General features: G+C 68.2%; 12 protein-coding genes. 3 read left to right on the top strand and 9 right to left on the bottom strand.

Annotated elements, in window-relative coordinates:
* Positions 1-85 precede the first annotated feature (85 nt).
* A complete protein-coding gene (locus ACZ50Z_RS09180) occupies positions 86-1,153 on the top strand; it encodes a DoxX family protein (protein WP_464483268.1) in 1,068 nt (355 codons plus the stop codon).
* On the opposite strand, the gene ACZ50Z_RS09185 is transcribed toward ACZ50Z_RS09180, so the two are convergent.
* From ACZ50Z_RS09185 to ACZ50Z_RS09205, 5 genes are all read right to left on the bottom strand, one after another.
* Complete coding sequence (locus ACZ50Z_RS09185; RefSeq protein ID WP_464483269.1) at positions 1,154-1,741, bottom strand: AAA family ATPase; 588 nt, start codon at positions 1,739-1,741, stop codon at positions 1,154-1,156.
* Positions 1,742-1,765: 24 nt separating this feature from the next.
* Positions 1,766-2,155 carry a TA system antitoxin ParD family protein gene (locus ACZ50Z_RS09190; RefSeq protein WP_464483270.1) on the bottom strand — a complete coding sequence of 130 codons (390 nt, stop codon included), beginning with the start codon at positions 2,153-2,155 and terminating at the stop codon, positions 1,766-1,768.
* A gap of 65 nt (positions 2,156-2,220) precedes the next feature.
* Positions 2,221-2,715, bottom strand: coding sequence for a gluconokinase (locus ACZ50Z_RS09195; RefSeq protein ID WP_464483271.1), 495 nt, complete (start codon positions 2,713-2,715; stop codon positions 2,221-2,223).
* Entirely contained in the window at positions 2,716-4,725 is a 2,010-nt protein-coding gene (locus tag ACZ50Z_RS09200) for a DUF7064 domain-containing protein (protein ID WP_464483272.1), read from the bottom strand.
* An 18-nt stretch (positions 4,726-4,743) separates the two neighbouring features.
* On the bottom strand, positions 4,744-6,261 hold the full coding sequence (locus ACZ50Z_RS09205; RefSeq protein ID WP_464483273.1) for a carboxylesterase/lipase family protein: 1,518 nt from the start codon (positions 6,259-6,261) through the stop codon (positions 4,744-4,746).
* A gap of 79 nt (positions 6,262-6,340) precedes the next feature.
* On the opposite strand from ACZ50Z_RS09205, the gene ACZ50Z_RS09210 reads away from it, so the two are divergent.
* Positions 6,341-7,021 carry a hypothetical protein gene (locus ACZ50Z_RS09210; protein ID WP_464483274.1) on the top strand — a complete coding sequence of 227 codons (681 nt, stop codon included), beginning with the start codon at positions 6,341-6,343 and terminating at the stop codon, positions 7,019-7,021.
* Here ACZ50Z_RS09210 and ACZ50Z_RS09215 read toward each other — a convergent pair.
* Positions 7,011-7,994, bottom strand: a complete 984-nt coding sequence (locus ACZ50Z_RS09215; RefSeq protein ID WP_464483275.1) for an SDR family NAD(P)-dependent oxidoreductase — start codon at positions 7,992-7,994, stop codon at positions 7,011-7,013. The two genes, ACZ50Z_RS09210 and ACZ50Z_RS09215, sit on opposite strands and share 11 nt — an antisense overlap.
* A complete protein-coding gene (locus ACZ50Z_RS09220; protein WP_464483276.1) occupies positions 7,994-9,217 on the bottom strand; it encodes a cytochrome P450 in 1,224 nt (407 codons plus the stop codon). The genes ACZ50Z_RS09215 and ACZ50Z_RS09220 overlap by 1 nt, the downstream gene beginning before the upstream one ends.
* A 92-nt stretch (positions 9,218-9,309) precedes the next feature.
* Here ACZ50Z_RS09220 and ACZ50Z_RS09225 point away from each other — a divergent pair, with 92 nt between their 5' ends.
* A complete protein-coding gene (locus ACZ50Z_RS09225; RefSeq protein ID WP_464483277.1) occupies positions 9,310-9,939 on the top strand; it encodes a TetR/AcrR family transcriptional regulator in 630 nt (209 codons plus the stop codon).
* Between the two features lie 12 nt (positions 9,940-9,951).
* Here the strand turns inward: ACZ50Z_RS09225 and ACZ50Z_RS09230 are convergent, their stop codons facing one another.
* A complete protein-coding gene (locus ACZ50Z_RS09230) occupies positions 9,952-10,560 on the bottom strand; it encodes a hypothetical protein (protein ID WP_464483278.1) in 609 nt (202 codons plus the stop codon).
* Between the two features lie 105 nt (positions 10,561-10,665).
* Complete coding sequence (locus ACZ50Z_RS09235; RefSeq protein ID WP_464486147.1) at positions 10,666-11,484, bottom strand: mycofactocin-coupled SDR family oxidoreductase; 819 nt, start codon at positions 11,482-11,484, stop codon at positions 10,666-10,668.

An 11,484-nucleotide genomic window follows, 5' to 3' on the forward strand; every position in this document is an offset into this window, starting at 1 on the left:
CTATCCGCGTGGACCGCGGCGCTGCCCGAGCTGCGCAAATCGGCGCCACGGTTTGCTCGACAGGCAGTCGGGTAATACACGGGCCATGGTGATCAGGAGAATCGCGCGACCCCTGTTGTCAGTCGCATTCATCGGGCAAGGAGTCAATTCACTACTCAATCCCAAATCGGCGGCCCAGGCGGCGGCGCCGGCGGTGGACGGCTTGCAGGCGCTGCCGGATTCGGTGAGCGGCAACATTCCGAGCGACCCCGAGACGGTCGCCCAAATCACCGCAGCCGTCCAGATTGGCGGCGGCCTGCTGCTCGCTACCGGCAAGCTTCCCCGCGTCGCATCGGCCGCGCTGGCGGTGACGGTGTTACCGGCCAACATTGGGGCGCACTCGTTCTGGAACGAAAGCGATCCGGCTGCCAAAGCCCAGAAGCGGCAGCAGTTTTTGACCGACCTCAGCCTGTTGGGCGGACTGTTGATCGCCTCCGCCGATACCGCGGGCAAGCCGTCGCTGGGGTGGCGCGGGCGGCGGGCGGCCGAACGGCTCTCGGAGCGGGTGTCGTCGGCGTGGCCCGGATCCGACGATTCGGCCTTTGATGCCGACTTTTCGGAGCTGGGTGACCGGATTGCACACGGTCTGCAGGTCGGCGCGGAACGCGGCCGCGAGTTGGCCAGCACCGCGGCGGAACGGGGTGCGCCCTACGCCGAAGCCGCGCTGGAACGCGGTCGCGAATTGGCCAGCACGGCGGCGCACCGCGGCGCCCCGTATGCCGAAACCGCGTTGGAACGCGGCCGCGAGCTGGCCAGCACTGCGGCCGAGCGCAGCAAGCCGCTGGCGAAGAAGGCCCGCAAGCGCGGGGAGGAATGGGCCGACGAGGCCGCCGACCGCGCCGCGTACCTGGCCGAGAAGGCGCGCAAGCGCGGCGAAGAGCTGGCCGACGAAGCCGCCGATCGGGCCGCACCGCTGGCCAAGAAGGCGCGCAAACGCAGCGAAAAGCTGGCCAAACGGGCGCGCAAGCGCAGTGAGAAGCTCGCCGACACGGCTCGGGCGCGTTCCGAGGAGCTCGCCGAGACCGCGCGCAGGCGCGGCAGCCATTGGGCCGACACCGCACGCGAGCGTGTCGGCGACCAGGTCGAGACCGGCCGCCGCAAGCTCGCCTGGTGACTACGCGGCCTTGTCCGGCCAGCGTGACCGCAGGGTCGCCGGTATCCACGCCGGCCAGTCGGGGCAGCCGATGGTCATGCCGCCGCTGAGGCGGGCGACGATGCGCGGCCCGCGCAGGCGGCTGTTGTCGTAGCCGGTGGCGGTGTCGGAGAGCGCGATGGCTTCGGTGACCGGTGTCCATAAGCGGCGGTGGCGCTCGCGGACCTTGGTTTCCGGTACGTCATGGCCGCCGGCCCGCACGCGGTGTCGGACGCGTTCGACGGCAAGGCCTTCCGGGATGAGCAGTGCGTGCAGGACGACGGTGAAGCCCGCGCGGCGGGCGGCGTGGACGAGGTCGAGTTTCGACGGGTGGGAAAACACGGTCTCCGCGATGAACGACCGGCCGAGGTCGAGGAGTTTCGCGCGGGTGTCGGCGGCGACCCGCGCGGCGTCGTAGGCGCGCGCCGCCGGATCGTCCGGCCAGCGCTGCCTCGCGATTTCGTCGGCGTTGACCACGAGGCTGCCCGGCAGTAGCGGCGCCAGGGTGAACGCGATGAAGGTCGATTTGCCTGCGCCGTTCGGCCCGACCACCAGGTCAAGTCGCCGCATGAGGCGTCGCCCGCGGGTGCCGGGTCAGCGCCCGGGCGCCAGCACCACGGCGGCGCCGTCGGGCCGGTGCTCGACGATGTCGCCGTCGTCGTTGAGCGCGACGGTGGTGACGCCCTGCCCGGCCAGCGTCGCCCCGTAATTGGTGCGCGCCAGGCTTTCTTCGATGGCCGCGGAGATCTCGGCGTTGAACACGACGCCCTCCTCGACGGTGAGTTCGCCGGTCGTCAGCCGGCCGGCGAGCGCGGCTTCGACCCGCCGCCGCGAGGCGGTGTGCTGGCTGGAGACCGCGCGCCCGACCCGCGCCCAGTGGTCGAGTTGCTGCTTGGCCGAGCGGCTCTGGCGGGCTCCCTCGGCCGCCGCGCTGTCCATCAGGTCGGACGCCACCCGAGTGACGCGATCGGCAGCGTCGGCCATGACTCCTCCTAGGTGCAGCACACCGTTACGTTTGTAGCACAATGCTACCCGTCCGTTGGTCGCAGCTAGCGACGTTGATTGAGGACCTCACCGATGATCTCGTCCACCTCGCGTCCGGCATCGACGGTGATGCCGGCCTCGTCGGGGCCGAGGGTCTGCAGTGTGTCCAATTGCGAGCGCAGCAGCGCGACGGGCATGAAGTGATCGGTCCGGGCCGCCAGCCGGCCGGCGATGAGTTCCGCCGAACCGGACAGATGCAGGAACTCGACGCCCGGGCAATGCGCGCGCAGCTGGTCGCGATACGTCCTTTTCAGCGCCGAACAGCTCGCCACCCCGCCGTCGCGGTGAGCCGCGAGCCATTCGCCCACCGCGTCCAGCCAGGGATAGCGGTCGTCGTCGTCGAGCGGATCCCCCGCCGCCATCTTGGCGACGTTGGCGGCCGGGTGCAGGGTGTCGGCGTCGACGAACGGGACCCGCATACGTCGCGCGAGCGCCGCCCCGACGGTCGACTTGCCCGACCCGGATACGCCCATCACGACGACGGGAGCCGATCCGCTCACCTAAGTGTGTTCGCCGAGGTTGCGGTTCCATTCCAGCCAGCCGACACCGGCGCGCCCGTCGGCGGTGGTGATCGTGGCCCAGACGCGTGGGAACTGGCTGACGCGCCCGTCGGCGGCGACGAGCCGGACCGGCGCCTGGCCGCGGACGTTCACGGTGGCGGTGATCTCCCCCGGGCCGAGCGTCAGCGTCGCGTCCACGGGTAACCCGTTGTCGGCGAAGGACTCTCGTGAGTCAACGGTCTGCAGCTCGGCGACCCGGCCGTCGGCGCCCTGGGTGTAGCCGATGCTGAACGCCGGTGCGCCGGGAATCCGGATGTTGACGCCGTGCAGATGGGTGCCGTCGTCGAGGTGCAGCGCGCTCCAAATCCAATCCATGCTCCACCAATCGCGTACCCCCCAGGAGTGATCGCGCTGGCCGGGAACCGCGTCGAGGCGGTAGTTGGTGTCCTCGATCGTGACGGTGCCCGAGACGGTGCAGGGAATTTCGTACCGCGTCGTCAGCCCGTACTTGTACGGGGTGCCGTCGGTGTCCCACACCAGGTTCATGGTCATCTCGACGGGCGTGCCGGGTTCTCCGCGTAACAGCGCCGCCGGGTCGGCGTACGCCTGCGCCCGCGCGCGCACGTCGACACGGTAGCTCTGCAATGGTGTACCGGCGGAATGGCCGAGCTCGAACTCGTCGCTGCGCACCGTCCACGGGTCCGACGGCAGCGGAACCTGCGCGTCGACGGCGACCGTCGGCATGTCGGGGCCGCACAGCAGCACGTGCACCCATGCGGTTTGCTCGTTGGCAACCAGGCCGAGGCGAAACCAGCCGCCCAATCCCTGTGCGGTGTCGGCGAAGTCGGCGTACCAACTCTCGCTCCACAGCGGCTCGGCGGTGGGATCGTGGGCGAGTTCATCCTCGGGCGAGGGTTGCAGCGGCTCGGGTGCCACCGCGGCCGGCAGCGTCGCCAGTGCGTCGGTGTCGAGGACATGATCGCAGTGCCGCCGCAGCATCGTCATGAACATCTGGTCACCACGGTCGGTGCGCTCCACCAGCATCGAGGAGACGATCGCCATCATCACGCCGAAAAAGCTTTGCCGGCGCACGCCGTCGGCGACGTCGGCCAGGGTCAGCGGCGCGGCGGGACCCAGCGCCTCGTGGTAGGCGCTCAGCAGCGCGTCGTAGTGCTCCCGGCGGTCCGCGGTGGGCAGCGCGCACCCGAGGAAGTAGGCAAGGTCGGTCAGTGCCGGGCCCCACGACACGGTCTGCCAGTCGACCACCGTCAGCGCGCGGTCGGCGCCGGCGGTACCGAACAACATGTTGTCCAACCGGTAGTCACCGTGCACCAGGCCCTGGATGCCACCCTGCTGTGACGCCTGCGCTTCTTGAGCGAGGTAGGCGTCGAACGTGGCCACCAGGCGTTCGCACACCACGCGATGTTCCGGCGCGATCTGGTCGCCGTAGCGGTCGATGAATCCCGCGTACAGCGGTGTGATCATCGCCTGGTTCAAGGGCGCTTCGCGGTTGAGCCACGGCGCTTCGGCCAGCGAGACGTCGCCGAGCAGCGGCCCGTGCAGCCGGCCCAACTCGACGGCACCCAGGCGCGCCTGTTCGATTGTGGCGCCGGCGATTTCGTCGCCGACCACGGCCGGACCGGCGTCGCCCAGCAGCAGGTCGAACACTCCCGTCGAGGTGTCGACCGCCGCGTGGTAGCAGGGCGCGATCGGCCCGCCCAGCCGCGGAGCGATGTCGCCGTAGAAGCGGACCTCCCGCTCGTAGAGTCCCAGGGCCAGCCCGGTCTGTCGGCTCACCGGGTCGGTGGCCGCAACCTTGAGCACCACCGACCCGGGCCCCCCGCCGGCGTCGGCGTAGGTGAGCCGGATTCGGTAGCACTCGCTCATCTGGCCGGTGCCGATGCGTTCGACCGAGAATTCGGCGATGGGAGCGGTGCCGATCACTGCGGCCAACCAGGAGGCCGTGAGATCACTGGGGGTTTCGATGACTTGCTCGGTCTCGGCATGCATGAGGGTTAGCGTGCCAGGTCACTGCGCGAGTGAGAAGCCGTCCCACGCCATCCGGCGGTGCGGGTGCGGATCGAACTCGACCCGGGATTTGCGGTCGAAGACCATCACGGCGCGATCGTCCGCGTCGTAGCGGGGCCAATCCTCACCCGGAACACCGGTGCGGCTGAAGGCGCGCCAACGCCGTTGCACTTGGTTGCTGACCCGCAGCGCGGCCCGCCGGTCCGCCGCCGCGGTCAGCAGCGCGCCGAATCTGGTGCGGTAGACGTCGAAGACGGCCAACAACTCGGTGGCATGGGTGGCGCCGAAACCCGACCAGCGCAACGTGCGCGGGGCGTAGTCATACCGGTAGAGGTAGGTCGGCGCGTGCGTGCCGTGGGCTTCGGCGATCTGCCATGCCGCCGATCCGAAGGCGAAGTCACCGCCGAGCTGGATGCATGCCGCCCGCTCGGGGTACTCCGGGTACGCGGCGGTAATGCGTTCGCGGATAGCGGGTTCCGCCTCGGCCAGCAGCTCTTCGACCATCGATTCGTTGGTGGGCAGCATCGCCAGGAACCGGGTGAACAACCGACCCTCTTCGGCGTTGGTGCCCACGATGAGGGGTACCGGATGCGCCTCACCGCGCCGCATCGCCTCCACGGGATCCATCGGCAGCACGTCATCCCCGACGACCGGACCAATCGGGAAGGCGCCCAGCCTGTTCTGCATGCCCTCGTCGATCAATGCGTGTTGGGTCTTTACCAGTTGTGCCGCGGATGCCCGCATCAGCGCGTCGGCCGCGTCCTGCTTGCGCACGCCCAGCAGGCCGGCGAAGCGGTTCGCAAATTCGGCGGCAACCTCCTTCGAGCGCACCAAGCCCGAAGCGGGGCTCTCCGAAATCGCTTGGGCGAAAAGTCCTTTAGCGGCCGGCACCGCCAGCAGGGAGGCGGTGATACACGCGCCCGCGCTCTCACCGAAAATCGTCACCTTGTCCGGGTCACCGCCGAATCCGGCGATGTTGTCGCGCACCCACTGCAACGCCAGCACCAGATCGCGCAGATACAGGTTGCTGTCAATGGTGATATCGGGAGTCGATAGCGACGAGAAATCCACACATCCCAGCGCGCCCAGCCGGTAGTTCACGGACACGTACACGCATCCGCGGCGCGCCAGCGCCGCGCCGTCGTAGAGCGGTGTCGCCGAGCTGCCCAGGAAGTAACCGCCGCCGTGAATGAAGACCATCACCGGTAGCGGCCCCTCCGCGGCGCGCTCGGGTGCCACGACGTTGAGGGTGAGGCAGTCCTCGCTCATCGGCTGATAGCGGCCGCCCAGACCCGACAGACCGAGCAGGGTGTAGCGGCGCTGCTGGGGCGCGCAATTGGCGAAACCGTGGCAGTGCCGCACGCCCGACCACGGCACCGCCGGCTGCGGCGCCCGGAAGCGCAGGTCGCCCACCGGTGGACGGGCATACGGGATCGACCGCCAGCGATTGACCCCGTCGCGGGTGAAGCCCTCGACGGTGCCGATGGCCGTGCGTGCGCGGACAGTCCGGTCATGCATAACCCGACGGTAACCGACATGACGGCCGTAACGCGCGCGCAGCGCCTTATTTGCCCGGCGCGGCGGTTAGCCTGACTGCATGCGGATAGCTGCGATGATCGCCGCGTCGTTACTGGTCGCGGGGTGCTCACACACCACCGGCGGCCACTCGGAGTCGACGCCCGGCGCCACCCCGTCATCCGCCGGGCCCGCCGCCGGCCCGTCGGGAGGCAAACCGCCGGGAACGGCCGCGGCGCCGGCCCCCGGCTCCGCGGTCTCCGACGTCATCGCGTGGATAGCGGCGGCCCACCCCACCGATCCGGCCCGCTACCACACGGCCACCCGCGACGGTGTGGCCACGCCGCTCGGTGACGACATCGCTTTGGCGGGTGTGGGCGGCAAAGTCTCCTGCATGACGGACGCCGCACACACCGGCGGCGCCCTGATCTGCCTGGTGCACCTGAACGCGCCGCCGCCGGCGCCCGCGACGGCCTACGGCGACTGGCAGGGCGGGTGGGTCACCTTCGACGGGGTGCACCTACAGGTGGGTGCCGCCCGCGCCGACCCCGGTCCGTTCGTCAACGGCAACGGACCGGAATTGGCCAACGGGGATTCGCTGTCCTTCGGTGACTATCGGTGCCGCGCCGACCAAGCAGGCGTGTTTTGCGTGAACTACGCGCATCAGTCCGCGGTGCGTTTTGCGCCCGTCGGCATCGAACCCTTTGGCTGTCTGAAATCGGTGCCGCCGCCGGACGGGACCGGTGCGGCGTTCAGCTGCTGAGTCCGCCCATGATGCTCGCGAAGAGCTCGCTCATCTCGTCGCCGGGCCCGCCCGGAACGGTGTATCCGGCCTCGTCGCGGATCTCGTCGAGGTGATCGCGCACGTCCTCGATGCAGAGGCCGGGGCGGTAAAAACCCTTTGTCCTGCCAATGAAAAAGCGTGCGACGTGGCCCGCACCCACCGTGTAGATCTCACCGGAAACGGGGCAGTCTCGGTGGGCCAGGAAGGCCGCGACGGGCGCGACCTGCGTGGGGTCCAGCTTCTGGAGGTATTGGCCGACAAGGTCATTCAGCACCGCCTGTGACGCCGCATCATTGTCGGCGGCATGCTGACCGGTGGCCGCGTCGAGCGAATGCGTCAACATCCGCGTATAGGCGATCGGGGAAATGGCGTTGACCTTGATGCCGTGCGCGGCGCCTTCGGCCGCGAGCACCCGCGTCAAGCCCACCAATCCGGTTTTCGCCGCCCCATAGTTGCTCATGCGTTCGGCGCCAAGGATTCCCGCGGCCGAGCAGGTGTTGAGCACGCGGCCGTACCGTTGCTGGCGCATCACCGTCCACGCGGGACGTGTCACATAGAACGCGCCCCTCAGATGCACGTCGACCAGTGGTTCGAGCCGCTCGGCGGTCATGTCCTCGAACGGTGCGTCGCCGACGATTCCCGCGTTGTTGATCACGATGTCGACGCGCCCCCAGGTGCGCAGGGCGGTATCGACAATCGCCTGCGCACCATCGGGATTCGTCACGCTGTGACTGTCGGCGATCGCCTCACCGCCCCGGTTTCGGATCTCCTCCACGACGGCGTCCGCCGCCCCGGCGTTCGAGCCGGCCCCGGTCACCGACCCGCCGGTGTCGTTGACCACGACGCGTGCTCCGCGCGACGCGAGAAGCAGCGCATACTCCTTGCCCAATCCCCCGGCGGCGCCTGTGATCACGGCTACCTGTTGGTCGAACCGCAGCGGCATGCTCGCCATCACCAGGTGACCGGAAGCTCTTTCATGCCGTAGATGTCGGCGTGTTTGAAACGCAACTCCTCCGGCGGAACGGCCAGCTTCAGCTCGGGCAGCCGCCGGGCGAGGGTGGCGAACGCGACTTGCATCTCGACGCGGGCCAGGTTGGCTCCGATGCATTGATGCACGCCGTATCCGAAACCCAAGTGCCCGCGCGTGTTCCGATCGATGTCGAAGCGCTCTGGATCGTTGACGTATTCGGTGTCCCAGTTTCCGGCGGGCAGGTTCATCATCACGAATTCTCCGGCGCGGATCAACTGGCCACCGATCACCAGATCTTCGGTCGCCACGCGGTCGACCTGGCTGTGCACGATGCTCAGATAGCGCATCAGCTCTTCGACGATGTTGGCGATGACGGCGGGATCGTCGGTTTCGCCCAGCCTCTCGAAGGCGGCCGGATGCTGTAGCAGCGCAACCGTTCCCAACGAGATCATGTTAGCGGTGGTCTCGTGACCGGCCTGCATCATGATCACACTGTTCATCGCCGTCGTCGCGTGATCGAGTTGGCCGGTTGCGACGTATTCGGTGATCAGCCGGCTGATCAGATCGTCGCCGGGTTCGCGCTCCTTGCGTTGAACCAACTCCTGGATGTAGGCGTACATCGCCCCGAAGGCCTGGCCCTTTTCCGCGTCGGATGTCTTCTGGTCGAGCCCGGCGGTGGTGTTGTGCTGGAAGAGCTCCAGATCTTCGGGCGGCACTCCCAGCAGCAGCGCGATCACCAATGATGGTACTGGCAAGGCGAATTCACGCACGAGGTCCGCCGGTGGACCGGTGTCGATCATTTCGTCGAGAAAATGGTCGACCATCTCCTGAATCTGGGGCCGCATCGATTCGCAACGTCTGAAGGTGAAGTTGCCGGTCATCATTCGCCGGATCCGATGATGTTCGGGATCGTCGGTGCGCGCAAACATCACCGGGACTTTGTTGTCGGCGTCCGTGGGCATGATGGACTCCGGAATGGTCTTCGCGGACAGGCGCGGATCGACCAGCGCCGCCCTGATGTCCCGGTAGCGGCTCACCACCCAGACCGGGTTGCCATGGAACATCGCCTGACGCAATCCGGGCTCGTCCCGCCAGGTCGCGAACTCCACCGGCGTAGCGAGCGGGCACTGCGCGGGGCGCGGTACGGGCAGTGCCGGAAGCTCGGCATCAGAGCAGGAATTGGACGTCTCGAAAGATATTGACATAAGCCGCGTTTCCCGTTAAGTGTCAGGTATCTGCCAGTTATAGAGCGTAAAGCGACCCTTGTCGGTAGTCAACTGTCAGTTACGCTGTCTCAATGACCGCGGTGGAAGACCGGCCGTTACGGGCTGACGCGGCGCGCAACGTCGAGCGCATACTGCGCGCGGCGCGCGAGGTCTACGGCGAGTTGGGTCCCGACGCCCCGGTGGAGGCGGTCGCCCGCCGGGCCGGCGTCGGAGAACGAACCCTCTACCGCAGGTTCCCCGCGAAGGCGGACCTCGTCCTGGCGGCGCTGGAACAGAGCATCGCCGAGGATCTCACCCCGGTGATCGACAGCGCCCGCCGCGCGAAGGATCCACTACGTGGCCTGACCCAGCTGATCGAAGCGGCGATATCGCTGGGCGCCCGTGAACACAGCCTGCTCGCCGCCGCGCGCCGGGCCGGATCCCTCACGTCCGACATCTCGGTGTCGCTCAACGCCGCGCTCGGCGAGCTCGCGCGCGAAGGCCAGCGACTCGGCAGGATCCGCGCCGATCTGGTCAGCGACGACCTGCCCCGACTGATCGCGATGCTCTTCAGCGTGCTCTCGACGATGGATTCGGACAGCGATGGATGGCGACGCTATGTCGCCCTTGTCGTCGATGCGATATCGGTCGACGAGCGACGGCCATTGCCCCCGGCGGCCGAACTGCGCTACACGCTGCAGCCGGACGCCTGGCCGCTGTGACGGGACGACCGCTCAGCTAGCGGGCAGGCCCGCCTTGACCGCAGCGTCCTGTTTGCGGGCGAGGTCGAGCAGGACCTCTGCTGGCGTGGGATTGCCTGTGACACAGTCGATTTCCAGGTCCACCATGGCTCTACCCTCGACGAATACCGCCTCGGAGATCTCCATCGGATTGGCCGGATCGGCGCTCTGACCGATCACCATGAACCCGTTTGAGCCGACGTCGATGGGCTGCTGCTCGCCGCTGACCTTCTTGCCGACGACGTCGCGCATGTTCGCCGCCGTCTGGTCGGCGGTCGCTGCATCGGGAAAGACCGCGATCGTATCGACGATGGTGCGCTTGCCGTCGGGATTCTTGAAGACCTGCCCCACGCCGACGATGCCGCCCGGGTTCTGACTGGGCGGCCCGTCGGCGCTGGCGTGGGGGCCGACGTCGGCGGGCTTGATCAGCAGGGAGCTGTAGCCCGGCGCGGGCGAGGGGCTCGAGGAGATCGCCGTGTTCGACGACGGGGCCGAGTCCGATGACGCCGACGGGTTCTTGCCCTGGCCACAGCCCACCATCGCGGCGCTGAGCAACATCGCGGTGGCCGTCAGACCGATCGCGGAAATCGGGACCGTTGTCATGAACCCTCCTTTGTGAGTTCAGCCATTTGTATCCCGTACCCCGGCCACCCGCGATACGAACACGCAAACCCGCGCGGACGCCGTTGCGGCGTTTCGCCCGAACCGTCAGTTGATCGTGACGCCCGCGTCGACCTTGAACTCCAGCCCGGTCACGTATCTGGACTCGTCCGAGAGCAGGAACAGCACCGCGCTGCTGACGTCGGCGGGCTCGACGGCCGGCGTGGGCATCGCGTTGACGAAGATGGGAATGAGATCGGACCGCTGCTCCCCCAACAGCGGCCCGAACGACGGTGGGACCATGCCGGTGGGGACGCCCGTGGGCAGCACGGTGTTGACGCGCACGTTCTGTGCCGCGAGTTCGTTCGCCAGGGCCAACGTCAACCCGACGACACCGTGCTTGGCCGCTGTGTAGGGCGTCTGCAGCGGGAATCCCTTGATGGCGCCGGCGGAGCTGACGGTGACCAGGCTGCCCCCGCCCTGCTCGAGCAGATGCGGTAACGCGGCCGCACAGGTGTTCCAGACACCGATCAGGTTCACGTCGACCACCGTGCGCCATTGCTCGGCGGTTGTCTTGTCCCACGACGCCACCGTGAGCACACCGGCGTTGGCGACCGCGCCGTCCAGTCCGCCCAGCTCGCCGACTCCCTCATCGACCGCGGATCGCAGTTGCGCCTCGTCACGGACATCGACGACGCGGCTCACACAGCGGCGACCGAAATCACCTACAAGTCTTACCGTTTCGGCCAGGTCACCCTCAGTGGCCAACGGATACTCGATCTGCGGCAGGGATCGGCAGATGTCGACGAGGATGAGGTCCGCACCCTCTTGCGCAAGCCGCAGCGCATGGCCGCGGCCCATGCCGCGGGCGGCGCCGGTGATCAGAATGCGTTTCCCGGCAACGCGTCCTGGAGCTGAGGCCGTCAG

Source organism: Mycobacterium sp. NTMscope_MAC_269 (assembly GCF_976985695.1).

What these genes read in the sequence shown, in the direction of transcription:
- ACZ50Z_RS09205 (WP_464483273.1), bottom strand. Translation starts at nt 6,261, where the DNA reads ATGCATGACCGGACTGTCCGCGCACGCACGGCCATCGGCACCGTCGAG.
- ACZ50Z_RS09190 (WP_464483270.1), bottom strand. Translation starts at nt 2,155, where the DNA reads ATGGCCGACGCTGCCGATCGCGTCACTCGGGTGGCGTCCGACCTGATG.
- ACZ50Z_RS09215 (WP_464483275.1), bottom strand. Translation starts at nt 7,994, where the DNA reads ATGGCGAGCATGCCGCTGCGGTTCGACCAACAGGTAGCCGTGATCACA.
- ACZ50Z_RS09210 (WP_464483274.1), top strand. Translation starts at nt 6,341, where the DNA reads ATGCGGATAGCTGCGATGATCGCCGCGTCGTTACTGGTCGCGGGGTGC.
- ACZ50Z_RS09225 (WP_464483277.1), top strand. Translation starts at nt 9,310, where the DNA reads ATGACCGCGGTGGAAGACCGGCCGTTACGGGCTGACGCGGCGCGCAAC.
- ACZ50Z_RS09180 (WP_464483268.1), top strand. Translation starts at nt 86, where the DNA reads ATGGTGATCAGGAGAATCGCGCGACCCCTGTTGTCAGTCGCATTCATC.
- ACZ50Z_RS09200 (WP_464483272.1), bottom strand. Translation starts at nt 4,725, where the DNA reads ATGCATGCCGAGACCGAGCAAGTCATCGAAACCCCCAGTGATCTCACG.
- ACZ50Z_RS09220 (WP_464483276.1), bottom strand. Translation starts at nt 9,217, where the DNA reads ATGTCAATATCTTTCGAGACGTCCAATTCCTGCTCTGATGCCGAGCTT.
- ACZ50Z_RS09230 (WP_464483278.1), bottom strand. Translation starts at nt 10,560, where the DNA reads ATGACAACGGTCCCGATTTCCGCGATCGGTCTGACGGCCACCGCGATG.
- ACZ50Z_RS09185 (WP_464483269.1), bottom strand. Translation starts at nt 1,741, where the DNA reads ATGCGGCGACTTGACCTGGTGGTCGGGCCGAACGGCGCAGGCAAATCG.